This is a genomic window from Algoriphagus yeomjeoni (genome assembly GCF_003259505.1).
Lineage (GTDB): Bacteria > Bacteroidota > Bacteroidia > Cytophagales > Cyclobacteriaceae > Algoriphagus > Algoriphagus yeomjeoni.
Window position 1 is genome coordinate 22,309 of the sequence record NZ_QLLK01000014.1, and the last position, 20,012, is coordinate 42,320.

16 protein-coding genes are annotated in these 20,012 nt (G+C 40.5%); 10 read left to right on the forward strand and 6 right to left on the reverse strand.

Going from position 1 to position 20,012, the window contains the following annotated elements:
• Positions 1 to 4,131 (forward strand): hypothetical protein, encoded by a 4,131-nt coding sequence (locus LV83_RS18535; RefSeq protein ID WP_111613063.1) that lies wholly within the window; start codon positions 1 to 3, stop codon positions 4,129 to 4,131.
• Positions 4,132 to 4,273: 142 nt separating this feature from the next.
• The gene (locus LV83_RS18540) at positions 4,274 to 4,930 is read left to right on the forward strand and encodes a Crp/Fnr family transcriptional regulator (RefSeq protein ID WP_111613064.1); all 657 of its coding nucleotides are present in this window, start codon (positions 4,274 to 4,276) and stop codon (positions 4,928 to 4,930) included.
• On the opposite strand, the gene LV83_RS18545 is transcribed toward LV83_RS18540, so the two are convergent.
• Positions 4,931 to 5,734: a universal stress protein gene (locus LV83_RS18545; RefSeq protein WP_111613065.1), complete on the reverse strand. Its 804-nt coding sequence runs from the start codon at positions 5,732 to 5,734 to the stop codon at positions 4,931 to 4,933.
• Between the two features lie 216 nt (positions 5,735 to 5,950).
• Between LV83_RS18545 and LV83_RS18550 the strand changes: the two genes are divergently transcribed.
• Both LV83_RS18550 and LV83_RS18555 read left to right on the forward strand, forming a co-directional pair.
• On the forward strand, positions 5,951 to 6,757 hold the full coding sequence (locus LV83_RS18550) for a sulfite exporter TauE/SafE family protein (RefSeq protein WP_111613066.1): 807 nt from the start codon (positions 5,951 to 5,953) through the stop codon (positions 6,755 to 6,757).
• Positions 6,758 to 6,906: 149 nt separating this feature from the next.
• The gene (locus LV83_RS18555) at positions 6,907 to 8,430 is read left to right on the forward strand and encodes a DUF4394 domain-containing protein (protein WP_111613067.1); all 1,524 of its coding nucleotides are present in this window, start codon (positions 6,907 to 6,909) and stop codon (positions 8,428 to 8,430) included.
• 65 nt (positions 8,431 to 8,495) lie between these two features.
• On the opposite strand, the gene LV83_RS18560 is transcribed toward LV83_RS18555, so the two are convergent.
• Positions 8,496 to 9,146, reverse strand: coding sequence for a sulfate ABC transporter permease (locus LV83_RS18560; RefSeq protein WP_111613068.1), 651 nt, complete (start codon positions 9,144 to 9,146; stop codon positions 8,496 to 8,498).
• A 79-nt stretch (positions 9,147 to 9,225) separates the two neighbouring features.
• On the opposite strand from LV83_RS18560, the gene LV83_RS18565 reads away from it, so the two are divergent.
• The 5 genes from LV83_RS18565 to LV83_RS18585 all read left to right on the forward strand — a co-directional run bounded on the left by LV83_RS18565 (position 9,226) and on the right by LV83_RS18585 (position 14,488).
• Entirely contained in the window at positions 9,226 to 10,419 is a 1,194-nt protein-coding gene (locus LV83_RS18565) for a tetratricopeptide repeat protein (protein ID WP_111613069.1), read from the forward strand.
• A gap of 209 nt (positions 10,420 to 10,628) precedes the next feature.
• Complete coding sequence (locus LV83_RS18570) at positions 10,629 to 11,111, forward strand: Lrp/AsnC family transcriptional regulator (protein WP_111613135.1); 483 nt, start codon at positions 10,629 to 10,631, stop codon at positions 11,109 to 11,111.
• Between the two features lie 55 nt (positions 11,112 to 11,166).
• Positions 11,167 to 11,709 (forward strand): NUDIX domain-containing protein, encoded by a 543-nt coding sequence (locus tag LV83_RS18575; RefSeq protein WP_111613070.1) that lies wholly within the window; start codon positions 11,167 to 11,169, stop codon positions 11,707 to 11,709.
• A gap of 1 nt (position 11,710) precedes the next feature.
• Positions 11,711 to 13,066, forward strand: coding sequence for an MATE family efflux transporter (locus LV83_RS18580; protein WP_111613071.1), 1,356 nt, complete (start codon positions 11,711 to 11,713; stop codon positions 13,064 to 13,066).
• Positions 13,067 to 13,117: 51 nt separating this feature from the next.
• Positions 13,118 to 14,488 carry a M24 family metallopeptidase gene (locus tag LV83_RS18585; RefSeq protein WP_394335806.1) on the forward strand — a complete coding sequence of 457 codons (1,371 nt, stop codon included), beginning with the start codon at positions 13,118 to 13,120 and terminating at the stop codon, positions 14,486 to 14,488.
• 241 nt (positions 14,489 to 14,729) lie between these two features.
• Here LV83_RS18585 and LV83_RS18590 read toward each other — a convergent pair whose 3' ends face one another.
• The 3 genes from LV83_RS18590 to LV83_RS18600 all read right to left on the reverse strand — a co-directional run bounded on the left by LV83_RS18590 (position 14,730) and on the right by LV83_RS18600 (position 17,959).
• Positions 14,730 to 15,893 carry an MFS transporter gene (locus LV83_RS18590; RefSeq protein ID WP_111613072.1) on the reverse strand — a complete coding sequence of 388 codons (1,164 nt, stop codon included), beginning with the start codon at positions 15,891 to 15,893 and terminating at the stop codon, positions 14,730 to 14,732.
• Positions 15,894 to 16,284: 391 nt separating this feature from the next.
• Positions 16,285 to 17,386 (reverse strand): peptide chain release factor 2 gene (gene prfB, locus LV83_RS18595; protein WP_111613073.1). Its coding sequence is split into 2 segments (ribosomal slippage): positions 16,285 to 17,325 and positions 17,327 to 17,386, totalling 1,101 coding nucleotides; the frame shifts between segments, so codons are not numbered across the junction.
• 66 nt (positions 17,387 to 17,452) lie between these two features.
• On the reverse strand, positions 17,453 to 17,959 hold the full coding sequence (locus tag LV83_RS18600; protein ID WP_111613074.1) for a hypothetical protein: 507 nt from the start codon (positions 17,957 to 17,959) through the stop codon (positions 17,453 to 17,455).
• A 517-nt stretch (positions 17,960 to 18,476) separates the two neighbouring features.
• On the opposite strand from LV83_RS18600, the gene LV83_RS18610 reads away from it, so the two are divergent.
• Positions 18,477 to 18,863 (forward strand): GreA/GreB family elongation factor, encoded by a 387-nt coding sequence (locus tag LV83_RS18610; RefSeq protein WP_111613076.1) that lies wholly within the window; start codon positions 18,477 to 18,479, stop codon positions 18,861 to 18,863.
• A gap of 55 nt (positions 18,864 to 18,918) precedes the next feature.
• Here LV83_RS18610 and LV83_RS18615 read toward each other — a convergent pair whose 3' ends face one another.
• Positions 18,919 to 19,986, reverse strand: coding sequence for a branched-chain amino acid aminotransferase (locus LV83_RS18615; protein ID WP_111613077.1), 1,068 nt, complete (start codon positions 19,984 to 19,986; stop codon positions 18,919 to 18,921).
• Positions 19,987 to 20,012: the final 26 nt, after the last annotated feature.

Consider the following 20,012-nt stretch of genomic DNA (forward strand, 5'->3'; position numbering starts at 1 on the left):
ATGGAACTTAAAAAACTTCTTTCGGTAATGGCACTTCCTCAGCACTATGATGGGGAGAATTTGTCTGTAAATATTTTAGTAGTACCAACCAATACGGATCCATTTGTTAATTGGAATACTGCTCCAGCAAGCCCCAATGCTGTGCCTGGGTTTGCTAATTTTCACCCTCAATTCAGTCTGGGAATTGTCAGAGGGACTGATGACTTTCCAATTTCAAATCCTTTAAATCCAGATCGAAAGCCGGTGTTAGTGCCAGTCACCGTCACAGAAGCGACAAAAAAGGCGGATTTACTGGATAAAGTATCCAAGAGTTTTAAACTCACAATTGGAAACGCTAACGACAAACTTCCACCAGTAGTTGACGTTTCCAAGAGTGTTAAAAAGTATCTACCTGAAACTTATAGAAAGAGTTTTAATTTTACTCAGCCTCGACATCCGAATGCAATCACTGATGATAGCTATGAATGTGCCGTAAGAGATAAACTACCTCTCCAGCCAGTTGCTCCTGTAGATAAGATAAGTTGGGGAAAGATTTTCGCCCAAATTCTCAAGCAACCTTTATTAGCAGAAGCTTGTGGAATGGTATATAAGGTAACTATCCCGATAGAAGCATCGTGGTTTGAAGACGGAGGCTTTCTATATGCAGATATAGTAAATGAGCCATATTCTTCAGTTCAAAATCAATTATTAGAAGACTCAGAAGGGCCATTAATTAAACGGTACGCTGCCAGAATTCCAACTTTGGTACCTGGTACCGAACGTCCAGTTTTTGCGGCAGTGACTTTCCCTGTAGTACATAAGAAAACTACTGACCCAACGCCGGTAATTCCATTTGGGCCTTGGGATGAAGTTTTTCAGGAGGCCAGGTTATATGATGATGGTTTTGCGAAAATAGTCCATGCTAATCAGCCCAAAAGTGGAAATCTCATAAAGGAAAAAAGAGATGGTTTTCATCCTCAAACTGAGGCAGGAATTAGATTAGGCTGGGATGATGAACAGATATTAGTGTGGTACATCAGACAGCTGACAGAAAATACGGATGTTCAAGCTGCAGGTTCCGGGTTAAGACTAGATGCTCCTTTGGGTGTGATGGGTTATCATATTGACGTGAAAGAAGCAGAAGAAGGTAGTGTATGGGAAAGTCTAAATGAAGTTGAGATCAATCCAGAAAGTAATTTGGGGAAGGAATTGGCTACATCTACTACCGAACTTCCTTACCAAGTTTATCCTACCAAGCTTACAGGAAAGAATGCCAGCAATTTTTGGTTGCCTATGTATTATGCACATTGGGTTGGCAAAAGCATGGTGACTGAAGATCTTGATGCGCTTTTGATTTATAAAAATGATCAGGAAAATGGCGCTATTCTGAAAGGGAGCCAAGAGAAAAAAGTTGACCCTAATTCCACTTTGATCCCTGCTCCAATTGATACTGTGCTGCGATATGGCCAAAGCTATGATTTTAGAATACGCCTAACTGATATTAGTGGAGGTGGGCCAAGGGTGGATAAGATACCTCTAAACAGTGCGCCTAATCCTGTGACAAATGTAGCCTTCAAGCGTTATGTGATTCCGGGGATGCTTAGGATTGACATGCCTAAGCAGCTTCTTCAACAGACTGGCGAATATTTTAACTCCACAGATCCCGCAGAAACATCCTTTTCTTCCAATCCTACGATTTCCCTTCATCGACCACTGTTGGAATATCCAGCGGTAGTTTTTACTCAAAAATATCAGAAGGCAGGTCGGGATCCCATCGAAGAACTGAAGAATGTGGCTGCTCAGAACAAAGTTTTGAAACCGGCTTTAGCAGATCCAGATGTGACTGAAGTATCTATTAGGGTAGAGGTCAAATCACTAAGAATGGATAATGCCTTAAGCCAGAATGGTTCTGACGGCTACATCACTTTGTATCAAACCAAACGATTGTTCCCCTCAGATTTTGATGCAAGACTGGATATTCCTGTTGAATTTATCGATGTTCCTGTTTTGAATCTCGGAGAAGAAGCCAATCCATTTTTCGTAGATAACTTGAAAAATTCAGATTTGGATGAAATGACCCAATTAATACTTCCTACAGGTAGAAATATTAGAGTGACACTCCGAGGTCTAGCCAGCAGTGAGGAAGATCCAGATGAGTATTTTGGATCTATTGATTCTGACGTTGAGAATGATAGTAGGTATGGTAAAGTGACACAACTGGCTTTTTATAAGGAGCCCCTACAGGAAAGTCAATTACTATTTCCTTACGGAAATGTGCCTGAATTGCAGGGGATTTTTCTTTGCCCAGAGCGTGTGCCAACGATTAAGAAGAATCTTTTTTCACATCTATTGAAAAGAGTAACAGAAACTGGAGAAGCAGATATTGTAAACAGGTTAGCTGATGCCCTAGGCTGTAAAGCCAAAGGTATGACCATACTGGCTCCGAAAGGGGAAAGAATAGCATTTGGTTGTAGCTCTCGAATTCAGCATTCTTTAGCTCCGGATGGGAGTAGCGTGACCTTCGCCTCTAAAGCAGAATTGCAAGGGCACTGGATTGGCGGGATAAGCTATAAAATGCAAAGAGACTGGACTTGGGATTGCTTGGAAAATGATGCCTTCCAAATCAGTAAGAGATACAAATTCAGAAAGGACCTGGAAAGCGAATGGAGAAACCTGAAAAATGCTGGAGAAATAGAACTTAAGCATACCGTTTCTTTTGAAGCACTCCAAGAAGATCGATTTGGGGAAATAAATAGAGGATATACCCGACTGGTTTTTATAGATGCAATAGAACCCAAAAACGACCTTAAAAGAGATGGGGGTGAACTTCGATTTCCGGATGAAATCTGGGTTAATTATACGATTTTACCAAAGTTCAAACCTAAGCACGTCAGTGTCCCTGAAAAGAAAATTGAAGAATTAGCCTTGCCAACAGTGCTTGCACCATCGCAAATGCCTAAAATGAAAAGTGTAGGTCTGGCATTTTCTCCCTATGATAGATCTGATGATTATAGTTCCACTGAGGTGCGAAGGAGACATTTGTGGATTGAGTTTGAGGAGCCGGTAGAGAATCCCGATGACTTATACTTCTGTAGGATGCTGGCAAATGCACCTGATCAGTTGATTTCTAATAATTCTGCTGAGCAGTTATTAGCGCCTGAAGAAAGTCCATTGAATCTTGATCCTGAACTGACAAGAATAATTACTCCTGGTCAGGGCGATGATATGGCGGCAATAGGAGCCATGCAGCAAATGACTAAATCGTTGGATAGTGACCGGCATTTTATACTGCCGATACCACCTGGTATGCATCCAGAGAGCCCTGAGCTTTTTGGATTTTTTACCTATGAATTTAGAGTTGGGCATGCACATTTTGATGGTGAAACAAATAATCTTTGGTCCACAGCTCAAGGTAGGTTTGGGAGAGCACTTAGAGTAACAGGTATTCAGCATCCTGCTCCTAATTTACTGTGTACATTGAATAGAGGAAAGCAGCAAATGTATGTCACTGCGCCGTTTGCAAAGGCAGTAATGAATGGCAAAAATGTCACTTCAAAACCACCTAGAACAAGTCTTTGGGCGGTGTTATATGCTCAAGTGTACCAAGCCGACGGACTAGATTTTAGGAATATATTATTGGGAGAACAGGAAATGCAAATCGGGATAAAAATTGTAGATGACAAAGAAGAGTCTGAGCAATTTAAAGATTTGGTGAAAATAGCTTCTGCTCCAAATAAGGTTCCTACGAATGTTAGCTCTTCTTATGTTCAAAATGAAGCATTAATTCTTCAAGGTCATTTGGTGGCTAATCTAAAGGAGCTTCATCCAGTAGGAACAGCTAAATTTTCTTCTGAGGAAATTGCAAGTAGATTGAAAATGTTCGGTTTACCGGAAGATAGTCCGCTCAGCGTTTTGGTAGTCGAGGTTTTTGGTAACATTACCAATATTTTTGATCACTTCGAACAATTCCAACAGGTACGGGACAGTCCAATATTGGAGAAAATTTTAGAGAAAGTTGACAAAGATAAAATCCCACCTACCAACACACCCGAAGAAATGCGTCCATTGAGTAGAGGATTAGGACATTTTAGAATTTTGAGAACATCTCCTCTCACTAAGGTTCCATTTGTCTGCTGCCCCACATGTGAATAGTTGACTGATAAATAATTAGTATAAATACCTCTCAAGTCAATTGGGAGGTATTTTTATTGAACTATCTTGATCGAGAAATTGTGATATAAATCACTCAGCCAAAAACGGTAGATTTTTAAATTTGCCATCTTTTTAAAATGATATGACAACGGAAGAACTCAAAGAAGCACTGCCTAATTTTACAGACCCTGCATTGCTTGAGCAACTATTGGAAAAGGGGCAGATTATGGAATTAAAGGCTGGGAAAGTTCTTATGGAGCCTGGTCAGTTCATGAAAATGGTTCCAATCGTGCTGGAAGGGTCAATAAAAATTTCCAGGATGGATGAAGAAGGAAGAGAGTTGTTTCTTTACTTTTTAGATTCAGGTGAAACTTGTGCTTTATCTCTGACTTGCTGCTCTGCCTCAAAAGCCAGTGAAATTAAAGCAGTTGTCGAGGAGGATGCTACCATTATAGCTATACCAATTACCGCCATTGATCAGTTTTCGAATGATTTCAAGCAATGGAAAGATTTCGTTTCAAACACATACCAGAACCGTTTTCAGGAAATGCTGGTCGCCTTGGATGCTGTAGCCTTCAAACGAATGGATGAACGATTAATGGGCTATATCGTGAAAAAAATGAAACAGCTTAAAACTAATGAGCTTCATACTACCCACCAAGAAATAGCTAATGAGCTAACTACATCGAGGGAGGTTGTTTCGCGACTTTTGAAGCAATTAGAGAAAAAGAAATGGATAGAATTGGGTAGAAATGTGATCTACATCCGTGATGATTTTGAGGAGTTGATCAGTAAGTGATCAGGTCATTACCAGAAGTGGGACTTTAGAATGGAATACCATTTGAATAGTTTGGCTCCTAGTTAAGACCTGTTCCCAGAGGTTTTTATGTTCATGGCACATCACAAGGATGACATTTTCATTTTCTTCCAAAAACTGGTCTAACCCTTCAATGGGTGTTTTAGCATAAAAAGTGTGAATTTTAGCTGCTAAGCCTGGGTATTGAGTGCCAATTAAATTTTCCAATTTTTTTATTCCTGGGTCTTCCTCGAAATCATTTGAGGTTTGTACATGGACGAATTCTATGCCGCGTTCCCATCTTTTACTCATATTTATTACCCAGTCAATGAATTTTTCCTCATGACTTGCAAACTCTAATGCCAAAGCTACCTTTCGAATATCCGCTGCAATTGATTCTGCAGGAACAACTAATACAGGGACTGATGATTCTTTGATCAGGTTGACTGTAGTGCTCCCGATGAGAGCAAGTTTAATTCCACTGGCACCTTGAGTGCCCATTACAACCAAAGTAGCATCTAGTTCTCTTGCAATTCTAGCTATTGAAATAGAAGCAGTTCCTTCTTTGATGATGGTCTTAAAAATCAGGTTGGAATCCTTATATTTTTCTAAAGTCTCTTGCATCAAATCTTCTGCGTCTCGATGCATGCTTTCCATAGCTATGGAGGCTTGAGATGCAAAGTCGAAAACAGCCTCTATAACATGCACGAGTATTATTTCACCATCTTTTTTTCCAACAAGTGCTATAGCGAATTCCAATGCACTAATAGAATTATCTGAAAAATCTATCGGAAGAATTATTTTCATGGCTATTCAGTTTCTACCAATAATTTAAGCAAATGTGTAGGAATAAATGAATGAATCTGCAGGTGTAACCAGAATTATTTTGCAACTAGAGCTATCGAAATTACCTTAATGAGATTATCAAAGTATTTTGTCGCTTTTGAAGCCAGTGTAACAATTGTCACTTCGTCCTCTAAGGATCACTGCTACTTTTGTACCATCAAATCTTAGAAATTCATTATGGAAATCATCGTTTTTGTTGGATATGCAGCGGCGGTTGTGATAGGTGTAAGTTTGGGACTCATTGGTGGAGGAGGTTCAATATTGACTGTTCCTGTTCTTGTCTATATTTTAGGTATTGACCCAGTATTGGCTACTGCATATTCACTTTTTGTGGTGGGTACTACTTCGCTGGTTGGCTCATTTACTTATATGAAAAAGCAGCTGGTGGATTACAAGACTGCTTTAGTTTTTGCAATACCTTCTTTTATTGCCGTTTTCTTAACCCGAAAATTTATCGTCCCAGCTTTGCCGGATCCTTTATTTGACTTAGCAGGATTGGAGATCACCAAAAGCATTGGAATCATGGTATTCTTTGCCTTGATCATGCTTGCAGCTTCTTATTCTATGATCAAAGGAAATGGAAGTGTAAATGATGATGAAGAAAGCGAGGTTAAGTTCAATATACCGTTGATCGCTGTAGAGGGAATCGTAGTAGGATTGATCACAGGAATAGTCGGTGCTGGTGGAGGATTTTTGATAATCCCTGCCCTTGTTCTTTTAGCTAAGCTTCCCATGAAAATGGCTGTTGGAACTTCCTTGCTCATTATTGCAGCGAAGTCCTTGATTGGTTTTTTAGGAGATGTGGCCAATCAAACCATTGATTGGAAAATGCTTTTGATTTTTACAGGCTTATCTATCATCGGGATTTTCGTAGGTAGTTCTTTATCCAAAAAGATAAATGAAAAGGCCCTCAAAAAAGGGTTTGGTTGGTTTGTTCTTGTTATGGGGATTTATATTATTACTAAAGAACTAATGTCTATGTGATGTTTTTAACCGTAACCCTAAGGATCTAGTTTGCAGATTTAATGATTTGCTAATGCTGCGTTTTAGTAATTCTCTAAAATATTTTCCCGATTGGAAAAATCCAGTTGAAAAGTTGACATCGTAAATGCGATAAATCAACTATTCAACAAATGAAAAAATTAAACATTTTACCCTCACTAATTGCCAGTATGATCTTTTCTCTGGCATTTTTATCCTGCGATGATAAGGATGATGACATGGTTCCAGCAGTTGAATTGCCAGGAACAGCCCCTGAAGTAAGCTTTACAGGTTTAACCTCGGACAACAAAATTTTAATGTTTGATGCACGAAGTCTTTCTACTCCTTCCAGTTCGGTGGATATTTCCGGTTTGGCTTCTGGAGAGATGATCGTTTCAATTGATTACAGACCCGCTACAGGACAGCTTTATGCACTAAGTTCCATGAGTCGTTTGTACCATATCAATGAAAACTCAGGAGCAGCTACGGCCTTAGGTACTGGAGCTTTTACTCCTGCATATCAGGGAGCTAATCCGTCTTTAGATTTCAACCCAACAGTAGATAGGGTAAGATTAGTTACAGAGTCTGGCCAAAACCTTAGGTTACACCCAGAGCTTGGAACTGTTGTAGCAACAGATGGATCAATCAATGGCGGAATGAATCCAAGAATCGGTGCTGTAGCGTACTCCAATAGCTTTTCAGGTACTACCATGACAACGCTTTTTGATATTGACTTTGAACAAGACAAACTTTATAAGCAGGTCCCTCCCAATGACGGTGGACTGGAAGAAGTAGGTGAGTTGGGTGTAGGCTTTGAAGGTGTTGGTGACATGGATTTGAACCCTGATAACTCTGTGGCTTTGGCAGTAAATAGAAAGGATGATGAATCAAGGCTCTACACAATTGACCTTAACACTGGAAAAGCCATGTGGGTAGGTACATTTTCTCAGCCGGTGGTAAGTATTGCATTCAAGACTAACCCAATTGCCTATGCAACCGATGCAGCAAACAAACTTTACCGATTTGACCCTACTAACCCAAGTCCAATCGCCGTCGATATGATGGGATTGAAAGCTGGGGAAATGATCGTTGGACTCGATTTCCGTCCTGTGAATGGTCAGTTACTTGCCGTTTCTAATATGAGCCAGTTATATAGCGTCAACCCATCAAGTGGAGCAGTTACGGCGATCGGTAGTCCGCTAATGCCAGCTGCGATGGGATCTTATATTGGATTTGATTTTAATCCAACAGTGGATAGAATCCGTCTGATCACCGAGACCGGACAAAATCTAAGACTACACCCAGATTTGGGTACAGTAGTAGCAGTGGACGGAAGTCTCAACCCAGGTACGCCTATGGCGAGTGGAGCAGCATATACCAAAAGCTTTGCAGGAACTACTTCTACAGCGTTATTCGTAGTAGATGCTCAAAATGATATGTTATATCAGGTGTCTCCTCCAAATGATGGGGTGCTCGTGGCAATTGGACCTCTAGGTATAGATTTGATCGATGATAACGGATTCGATATAGGTGGGACCTCCGATATTGCCTATGGAGTATTTACGGTAGGATCTGCTTCTGGAGTTTATTCAGTAAACCTGATGTCAGGAGCGGCTTCAAAAGTTTCAGATCTCAATTTTACGCCTACTTCAATGGCTTTAGGTTTAGGATTCTAAATTTTTCACTAGCATAAAAAAAGGGAGTAGTTTCAAGAACTACTCCCTTTTTTTATGTCATTTTTTCACCCACGGTAAACCATAATATACCAACTGAGCCAAATTACCAATGGAATATAATAACTGATGAACACGACTAATCCGCACTCCGCAAATGGGCGACGACTGATCATATGAAAACCATATACCCAGACAATTCCGTAGATTATCTCGAAGATATTAAGAGTTGCAAATGCATAATGGTATTGAGGGGCTACATTTTCCGATCCTAAAAGGGAGAGTACCGATAAAGGCCGAAATTCATCTATTTCCATAAAAGTAACTCCGGAGGAAGGAGAAATGTAAATCAAAAGTCTTATCAGCTCTGGGAAAATAAAAACCATTTCTGCAATAAGTGCAAACTGCCAGAGTTCTTTATAAGGTACTTTGTATCCTATTAAAAAGGCTCCAAGCCAAAAGAGGAAAGATATTATGGTGAATTTCCAGAGTAGGGCAAAAGGAGTCCAGAGGTAGTTTAAAGCATTAAAAATGTGAAAAATCATAAAGTCACCCCTTGCTTCCAGGTTATTATAATCTGGGATGGCTTCCAGAATTAAGGTGTTTGTGAGATACCTGATCAGTAAAAACAAAAACACCAGTACTAAAAAATAAACTCGTTTGTCGAAATCAATTAGTTCTTTCAGACGTTGTGCTTCTGGTGTTAAAGTTTTAGCCATTATAGTGATGAATCTTGGTCAAATCTAAAATTTTGTTTGGGAATACCCCTAATTTTGAGTTCTAAAAAGAGATAAATATATGTCAACACGAATCGTAATGATTCTCAGTATTTGGTTTGCCGGGCTTGGCATTGCTCAGGCGCAGCAAGCCGAAACTGATTCTATGTTCTTTGCGCCTTCTAAGTACCTACTCTTGGACAAAGGGCTTCAGTTTCGAATTACTAAGGCTATCAACAGCATGTACAATTTTGATTTTGCGACAGCAGAAAGAGATTACGCCGTGCTTGCCATTCAATACCCTAATCACCCTTTGCCAGAATTTTTAGTCGCGTTGGGATATTGGTGGAGGATAGAAGTGGATGTGACCAATGAAAAATACGATGCAGTTTTCCTGAAATACCTTGACAGGGCTATTGAAAAAGCTGAGACCATTTTTGAAGAGGATGAGACCAATAAGGAGGCTGCGTTTTTTCTAGCAGCTGGCTATGGGTTTAAGGGAAGGCTGTATTCCGAAAGAAAGAGCTGGACAAAAGCAGCTTGGGCCGGAAAGAATGCTTTGAAATACATGGATTTAAGTAGGGGGGAAGAGGAGTTCAATCCAGAATTATTACTTGGAGATGCACTCTTTAATTATTTCTCAGAATGGATCCCCGAAAATTATCCTCTTATGAGGCCTGTAATGGCACTTTTCCCGAAGGGGAACAAAGAGCTGGGATTGCAACAACTTGAAGAAGTTGCCAATAATGCATTTTACACGCGGATTGAAGCCCAGTATTTTTTGTTCAGACTATATGCTTCCGAAGAAAAGGAGCCATTTAAAGCGTTACAGATCTCTGAGTATTTGCATACAAAATTTCCCGAAAACCCGTATTTCCATAGATCCTATGCTCGCCACCTCTATGCCGTCGGGCGGTGGACGGAAGCTGTACAACAATCAAGGGAAATACTGGAGAGAATAGATGCTAAGAAAACAGGCTATGAGTCTAACAGTGGGAGATATGCTGCATTTTATATGGCTCAGTATAATGAGAGAATTGGTAATCGAGCAGAAGCAAAGAAATATTACCTCAAAACACTTTCTTATGGAGAAGAGTCAGAGTCTCAGGAAAGTGGCTATTATCTTCATTCCTTACTGCAGCTAGGTAAGCTAGCTACGGAGGAGAAAAATAAACAGCTTGCAAAAGACTATTTTAAAAAAGTAAAGAAATATGCGAAGCGAAAACACCCTGCTCATCAAGCAGCTCGAGATTATATCAAAAAGAATAAACTTTAATCCAATTAGTACCGTTTTAAAAAAGAATAACAGGAGATAATTTGAATTTTTTAAAGGAGGCAAGGGATTTTGAAAGGATTGTTTGTGTATAGGCCTTTAAATCTTAAGAAAATTTTGATTTTCCTCTTTAAAATTCTGATGAATGGTTTAAAACAATCATCAATTATATTAACTTTGTGCGATATAAAATTTTGTAAATGCAAGAGATCATGGATCATAGCTTAAGAATAAAATTCGATAAAATCGACAGGAAGATTCTGGAAATCTTACAGGCTAATGCCAAAATCACAAATGCTCAATTGTCAAAAGATATTGGCCTTTCACCTGCTCCTACCTTGGAGCGAGTGAAGAAATTGGAGCAGTCTGGAATCATCAAGAGTTATCATGCTAAGCTTGATCCTGAAAAGATTGGCTTGGGAGTCAGCACTTTTGTGTTGGTGAGCTTGATAGGTCACAATAAAGGGAACATTGAAGCTTTCATGAAGGAGATTAATATTATTCCTGAAGTGATTGAATGTCACCATATCACAGGTACTGGAGATTTTATCCTAAAGATTATTGCCAAAGATATTACTTCATACCAAAGTCTGATGCTTGAGAAGGTATCTGAAATCAAAGAAGTAGATTCCATGCAATCCATGGTTATTTTATCTACTTTCAAAGATTCTAAAGTAATGCCAATTCCGGCTTAATCAGCCTTTACTAATAGTTAAGGGGTGGCGTAAGTCACCCTTTTTTTTTGAACAAATGGAACGAAACCCCTGGAAAACCAAGAAGATTAATCCGATTTATGAAAATCCCTGGATTAAAGTGGAGCATCATGAGATCATTAATCCTGCTGGCAATGATGGTATTTATGGTAAGGTACACTTCAAAAACAGAGCAATGGGCATCATTCCCATTGATGAGAATGGAAATACTTGGCTTATAGGTCAATATCGTTACACTTTGGATGAATATGCTTGGGAGATTCCTATGGGAGGTGGACCTTTGTCCGAGAGTAAGCTAGAAAGTGCCAAGCGAGAATTGAAGGAAGAGACTGGGCTTCTTGCCGAAAAGTGGACGGAAATTATGAAAATCCATACGTCAAATTCGGTAACTGATGAAGTAGGCTTTGTTTATTTAGCTGAAGAGCTCACCCAAGGTGATACTGATTTTGAGGAAACTGAAATTTTGAAAATCAAGAAATTGCCATTCGATGAAGTTTTGGAAATGGTTATGAATGGAGAGATTACCGATGCAATCAGCATTGCCGGGATTCTTAAGGCAGCTAGGATTCTTAATTTATAACATGACAATCAAGGATCATTTTAAAATCACCTTTACATTGGCATTTCCAGTTGTTCTAAGTCAGCTGGGACAAGTATCCGTGGGTGTGGCAGATAGTATGATGGTGGGCCGGTTAGGAGCGGTTCCTTTGGCTGCAGCTTCACTGGGAAATAGTATTTTTTTCGTTATCCTGATGTTTGGAATGGGGATTTCTATGGGAATTACTCCCTTGATTTCTGTGGCTGAGGGTAAAGGGAAATTCAAAAGAATAGGACATCTTTTCCAGCACGGCTTATGGATCAACATTGCAACTGCTCTGCTGTTGACTGTAGTCGTAATTGGTTTGTCACAAGGGCTTCATTTCCTCAATCAGCCTGAAGAAGTGGTCAAATTGACTATTCCTTACCTGTATATTATTACGGCATCCTTATTTCCCTTTATGATCTTTCAGACCTTCAAGCAATTTGCCGAAGGCCTCTCACAGACAAAACAAGCGATGTATGTAACTATTTTATGTAATCTGGTTAACGTTTTCTTGAACTGGGTTCTGATCTATGGCAAACTTGGCGCACCTGAAATGGGGCTAAATGGAGCTGGTTTAGCTACTTTGATTTCCAGAATCATGATGCCAATAGCCATGGGATTATATGTAATGAAATCAAAGCGGTACAATGTGTTTAATTTGAAATTGGGGATTGATAAGCTTAGGTTTCTGCTTCTCAACCGAATTTTGAAAATCGGTGTACCTACAGGATTTCAATATATTTTCGAAGTGAGCGCCTTCAGTGCTGCCGCTATCATGATGGGCTGGATAGGAGTAAATGCACTTGCCGCACATCAGATTGCTATTAATCTTGCTTCAATCAGTTACATGATGGTTTCTGGACTGAGTACCGCAGGGATGATTCGTGTGAGTAACCAGATAGGCAGAGGCAACTTCAAGGCGATGCGTGAAGCAGGAATGGTGGTCTTTGGGATGGTTTTGATTTTTATGTCTATCACCGGATTGCTGTTTATTATCCTGCGGTTTTATTTACCTACGCTATATATTGACCACAATGAAGTAGTTGCTTTATCGGCTTCCCTGCTGATCATCGCAGGATTATTTCAGCTTTCAGATGGGGTTCAAGTTGCAGGCCTGGGAGTCTTGAGAGGTCTTGAAGATGTGAAATTCCCTACCTTGATCACGTTAGTAGCTTATTGGGTTATTGGCCTGCCTTTGGGTTACTTCTTAGCCTTTGAAATGGGATTTGCTGAAAAAGGTATTTGGTATGGATTATTGATTGGTTTAAGTGTGACGGCTGCCGTGTTGTTTTACCGTTTTCACAAGTTGAGTAACCGGATGATTGAAGCAAATAAACCGATAGTCACTGACTAAGTTCACTCAGTCCTAAGTCAGACTTACCTTTCTACTTTTTGTTTTATATTAATGAAAAATCCACTTACTATGATCAAAAAGCTACTTTTCGTATTTACTCTTTTCCTAATTGCCAATCAAAGTTTCGCTCAAAATGTAGCCGTTCTCACCCAGCGCCAGCAAGCTGATGTGATCGATAGTTGGTTGGATTTCCGCATCCAAAACCTACTTCCTAACCTGATGACTGAAACAGGCATCGATATGTGGGTAGTAATTTCCAGAGAATACAATGAGGATCCCGTGATCCGAACCATGCTTCCTGCCACTTGGCATGCTGCTAGGAGAAGGACGATTCTGGTTATGTATCAGCCTTCGGCAAATGCTCCTGTGGAAACTTATGCCGTAGCTCGATACGATGTGGGCAAAGCCTTCAAAAGAGCTTGGGATCCAGAGAGCCAACCCGATCAATGGAAAGCATTAATGGATTTGATTTCCTCTAAAAACCCAAAGAAAATTGGATTGAATTATGCCAAAGATTATGGACATGCTGATGGTTTGACTACCAACGAGCATCAAGTTTTTCTTGAGTATTTACCACAAAACCTTCAGGAAAATGTCGTCTCTGCGCAGACATTGGCTGTGCGTTGGTTAGAAACCAGAACTGAACCAGAGATGGCTACCTACAAGCATATTCAGGAGATTGCGCACGCAATCGTGGCAGAAGGACTCTCGGAAGCCGTAATTACCCCTGGAGTGACTACAACCGAAGATGTGGTCTGGTGGTACCGAGAGAAAATAAAATCTATGAAACTGGATACGTGGTTTCATCCATCGGTGGATATTCAGCGAGCAGATCCTGCCAATAATGAGCAGAATAGAAACTTTGCCACTAAATCTCCTGAATCGGTGATTTTACCGGGGGATTTACTTCATGTGGATTTTGGGATCACCTACCTGAGATTGAATACCGATACACAGGAAATGGCCTATGTGCTGAAAGCTGGAGAAACCAAGGTTCCTGAGTATTTAAACAAAGCTTTTGCCCAGGGAAATAGAGTGCAGGATATTTTGACTTCTAATTTTGTGACAGGTAGTACTGGGAATGAAATTCTTCGTGCTTCCCGCAAGGTTTTGGATGCAGAGGCAATCCGAGGAAGTATCTACACGCATCCACTGGGTTTTTACGGACACTCTGCCGGGCCAACTATCGGCATGTGGGACAATCAAGGCGATACACCTGGCGCTGGAGATTTTCCACTCCATGCGAATACTGGCTATGCAATAGAATTGAATGCCGTAGTGTTTGTGCCCGAGTGGAATAAAGATGTGCGGATCATGCTGGAGGAAGGAGCTTTATATGATGGGGAAAAAGTGACTTACTACAACGGAAGACAAAAGGAGATTTTTGCGATTCCGCGAGTGAATGCTCATCTGGGGAATTGATGACAAACGTTGGATGTCAGGTGTCCGATGTTGGCTGAGCGAGGCCTGATTGCTGAGTTGATAAACGTCTGTTTTTATGTAGTGAATTTCACCTGAGAAATCTTCACATGCCAACGGCATGAGCTGTAACAGCCCAGTATGAAATGCTGGGTAATTGAATAGGTGAGAAAAAATGAATGCCAACGGCATGATCAGTAATTCATTAGAAAATAGTAAGGTGGTAAAATAGATTTTAGAGGATTTAGCTTTTCTGACGGCTGACAAAAAGCAAACTCACAAACGCCAGCCCTGCAAAACCTGCACTGGTCAAGAATACCAATCGAAAATTTTCTGGGCTATTTGCAAATAGAAAACCGGAGACTAAAGCGCCAATTCCTATCCCTGCTTCCAAGAATATATACATAGTCGCCAGCGCTCGACCTCTATATTGATCCAGTGATAAATCTACCACCCAAGCGGCAGTTGTTGGGCTATACATTCCTACTGCACAGCCAAAAAGAACACCTGACCCGAGTAGCGCAAATTTGGTTTCTGCCAAAGCGATTAATACCATCGCACAAACTAGCGTGGCACTGGCAGCTCGCATCACCGGGATTCTCCCATATCGGTCAGATGTTTTGCCTGCCAGCAACCGGATTCCCAAGGAAGAAAGTGTGAATACCCCGAAGAAAAGTCCTTTGTTTTCTATCCCCAAATGAGTGGAGAAATCTGGGATGATGGTGAGCACCACTCCAAAAGAAAAACAGCATAGAAACAGGATTCCTGCGGGTACCAATACTCTTTTTTCTATGATTTCCTCCTTTTTCAACCGTAGCATAGTCCATGAGATCTTCTCCTTGTTCGGCAAGGTTTCTTTAAGCCTAAGCAAAATCAAAATAGAAAATATGGCAGTGAAAGCAGAAACATAGAAAACTGTAGCAATAGGGAATAGGGTAGCTAGCCATCCGCCAATAGCTGGACCTGCTGCCATTCCCATAGATCCGAAGAGTGAAAATAAACCCATTGCCTGTCCACGTTTTTGATAGGGAACTATGTCGGCTACATAGGCTGAAGCACCGGTAGGCGTAAATCCAGTAGAGAAGCCGTGAGCGAACCTCAGAAACAAAAATCCGCCTACAAAACTGAGTAGGGGATAAAGCATTCCCACTACAAAGCAGACAGAAGCGCCAATCATCATCACAGGAATTCTTCCGATTTTATCTGCAAGCTTTCCGCTAAATGGTCTGGAGAGTCCAGCGGATAAGGTAAATAAGGCAATGATCAAACCTTTGTAATCAGCTCCACCCAACGATGTCAAATACGCCGGAAGCTCAGGGATAATCATATTAAAAGATGAAAAAAACAAAAAAGAACTCAGGCAGAGTAGGGAGAAGTCTAAAGTAAAAAAGGAGGGAGAGCTTCGCATTGGTCTGGCGAAAATAGGAAAAAATAAGTAGCTAGTAGCAAGACATAGTTAGCAAGAGATTAGAATCAAGAACCAGGAATCAATAGTTTAAAAAATCTCATAAGAACGGTATTTTTGTAGCCACGGCCAGATAGCAACCGAGATTAATAGAGATGGTCCTTGCATCTTCTTTGGTTTAAATTCAATATGTCTGCTCCAGACCAGAAAGATCTTTAGGCCCTATCGTTAGGCTTAAATTGTGAACTTTACGGTTTGAAAAAACATAAAACCAAAAAGGCCAGGAACAAATCCCAGCCTTGATGCTTTACTTTGTTTTGCTTATCCCTATATAAGAAATTTAGACGCTCTTGACTGTTTTCTGCAACTGAAAACCGCCAACCGACAACTGTTTTTATTCCTTATTCGCCTGTTCCTCGCTTTGCGCGAGCAGAAAGGCTTTCATAAACTCATTCAATCCTCCATCCAGCACATGCTGTGTATCAGAGGTTTCATGGCCTGTTCGGTTGTCCTTTACCAACTTGTATGGATGAAGCACATAGTTTCGGATCTGCGAACCGAAATCTACCCGCATCTTGGAGGATTCTATCTTGGCGATTTCCGCATTTCTTTTCTCCAATTCCATTTGGAACAAACGGGATTTCAGCATTTGCATGGCCTTTTCCCGGTTGGCAAGCTGTGAACGCTCGATCTGACAAACTACCACGATTCCCGTAGGCTTGTGAGTCAGCTGAACTTTGGTTTCCACCTTGTTTACGTTCTGTCCTCCAGCACCACCTGATCTGGAAGTATGCAACTCCACATCTGCAGGATTGATATCGATCTCTATGGAATCATCCACTTCTGGATAAGCATATACCGAAGCAAAAGAAGTATGTCTTCGCCCTCCTGAGTCAAAAGGAGAGATTCGAACCAAGCGGTGAACGCCAGTCTCGGATTTCAAAAACCCATAGGCTAAGGGACCTTCAAACTCCAGTGTACAGGATTTGATGCCAGCTACTTCTCCTGGCTGCATATCTACTTCCTTTACTTTGTAGCCGTTTTTCTCACCCCACATGATATACATTCTCATGAGGATTGAGGCCCAGTCATTACTTTCTGTTCCTCCCGCGCCGGGATTGATTTCCAATACAGCATTCAGCTGATCCTCCTCCGAAGAGAGCATTTTCTTAAGTTCCAGCTCTTGCACCGCAGCCTCAGCTTTGATGTATTCAGCTTTGATTTCTTCTTCAGAAACCTCATCTGCGCTGTAGAACTCAAACAAAACGTCTAGATCCTCGATAGTCTTATTGAGATCTTCGAATGCTGTAGTCCAAGCTTTTCGAGCTTGAATTTGCTTCATGCTTTTTTCTGCCTCTTCTGGGTTGTTCCAAAAATCAGGCTGGGCCGAAACGGCCTCTAGGTCTTCTATTTCTGCTTTCTTACGATCGTAGTCAAAGATACCTCCTCAAAGCCGATGTGCGGGCTTTCAAGTCTTTCAGTTGTTCTGAAGTCATCTGTCTAGGTTAAAATTTAGGTGGCAAAAGTCCGAAAAAATATCTGTTTAAACCAATAAACTTCTATTAATCCATTCTCATTTGGATCAGCTGAATCTTATTTCTGCCAGAGTTTTTGAATGTTTTGTATCGCAAAGGCAGCATAGCAAGGCCTGTTCCTAACAAGATTCCAGAAGTAAGACCTACTCCTTTATTGATGGAGAATTTTTGTTCGTGGTAGATGCTATTGATGGATTCTGCTCCTAATAGGATGATTCCAGCTCCTAGAGTTAGCATGTTTAAAGCTCTTAATGTGTTATTGCGGCGGTCTTTATCTCGAATATCCAGTTCAGTAATCGACTCAGGTGATAGGATGTTTTCAGAGAGATAAATGAAGTTTTGATCGATACTTTGAATCACGTCAGTGACGAAGTAATCTATTTTTTTGCTCTTATAAGTAATAGTTTCTCCAGGATAATATCGGATCTGAGATTTTTGTTTTGTGCCTCTTTTGAGGAGAATGAAATCCGTTCCCTGTGCAAAAGTGGAAAGCGAGGCTGTAAAAATCATCAAAAGGACTAGTAGTCTTTTCATACTCCTAAATAAAAACAAATTTGAAAGTTTTCTTTCGTTGAAATGTTAAATCTTTTCAGAAAAGTCGATTTTCTTGGAATGGGAGCTTTGGCTTCATTAAATGGCCCTGGTTCGACAAGCTCAGCAACCGTACTTCGGCTAGGTTAGGAACTTTGCTTCCTATGGCCAAGTATTCGTGGTTAGACTTCGCTCACCGTCCTTTTTTTCAACTCTTAAATCCAAACCTAGCAGGCATTGATCCGTTAAACTTACTTCGCGATTATTCAGGTTTGAAAAGAAATTTGATTCATCCGTTTATAAAAACAATGATTTACTCTACAGCTATCCTTCTACCTATTTTTTTGACAGCTCAAGCTGCCAAGTTGGATAATTGTGCGTTTTACCAAAAGAGTAAAGCCTTTATTTCTTAGCCCTCAGTGATTTTTAGGATTACGTAAGGAGGGCAAAATTTCCGAAATGCTTATCCTTTTAACTCCAAACTCAATTTGTTTGGTCCAACCACTTGTTTTTAAAAATCATGAAACCAATACTTGCAAAATCCGACTATAATACGATTAAAGAATTAATCCTAAATACTCCTCATCATCTTATTACGAAGGAGATTTCACTGCTGGCAAAAGAAATTGAGCTAGCTAAGAAAGTTCCTGATTCCAAAATAGAACCTCAAGTCATCCGACTCAATTCCCACTTTGAAGTGCAAGATGTAGCATCTGGAAAACTTTTAAATTTTCAATTGACGCTTCCAAAGTTTGGAAACTTAGAGGAAAAAAGGCTTTCCATACTTTCACCTTTGGGAGTGGCGTTAATAGGCTTCCAAGAAGGAATGGAGATTGAATGGGCATTACCGAGAGGACTAAAGAAACTTAAGATTCTCAGGGTACAAAATCCTGTTCATACTGATTGAAAAAAGGCTGTCTAATTAAATAGACAGCCTTTTTTGCTAGCTTTTGAACCATTGATTAAATAGAAATTATCCAATCATGTGGGTCAGTCACTTGGCCATACTTGATTCCATCCAATTCTGCTAGAACTCTATGCGAGAAAGCATCATCTGCTTTGTTTGGAAGAATGTAATCTTTTCCATTTACATTGATGCGTTGAACATGTGCAATTGTAGCAGCAGTACCTGTACCGAAAGCCTCCTCTAAAGTTCCATTTTGAAGCGCAGTTTCTAATTCTGAAACTGTCAGGAATCGTTCTTCCAAAGGTTCTTTCCAATCCTTAGCCAATTGAATGACAGAATCTCTGGTGATCCCTTTCAAAATCGTCCCTGTGTTGGTAGGAGCTGTGATTAAAGTGCCATTTATTTTGAACATGACATTCATAGTACCGCTTTCCTCGATCTTGCTATGTGATTTACCATCGGTCCAAAGGAGTTGGTCGTATCCGGCTTTTTGAGCTTGACGAGCAGGATAAAGAGAAGCTGCATAGTTACCGGCGGTTTTTGCGGCGCCAGTTCCTCCTTCCGTAGCCCGGGTAAAGGTGGTCTCCACTTTTACACTTACTGGCTTGCTGTAGTAATTGCCAACCGGACAAGTGAGTATGATAAACTTATAGGTATCGGATGGTTTTACACCAATATAATCATCCGTGGCAAACATAAATGGTCTTACATAAAGTGAAGCGCCCTTTGCTGTAGGTACCCAGCCTCTATCCAAATCGATCAGTTGAGTAAGACCTTCCATGAATATTTCTTCAGGTAGCTCAGGCATACACATCCGTTCTGCGGATTCATTCAGTCTTTTCCAGTTGGCGTCTGCACGAAAGACTAAGATCTCGTCATTTTCATTTCTGTAAGCTTTCATACCTTCAAAAATTGACTGGCCATAGTGAAGCGTTGCATTAGCGGGATTCAGGCTAAGTGGTGCATAAGGCTCAATTCTGAGATCTGTCCATTCACCATTTTTGTAATCTGCCACAAACATGTGGTCGCTAAGTGTACGTCCAAATACTAAATTTGAAAAATCTGTTTCCGCTAATCTAGAGTTCTGAACTTTAGTTATCGGTAGGGCAAGTTGTGTCTTCATTGGTTTTACCGTTATCTGGTTTTGCC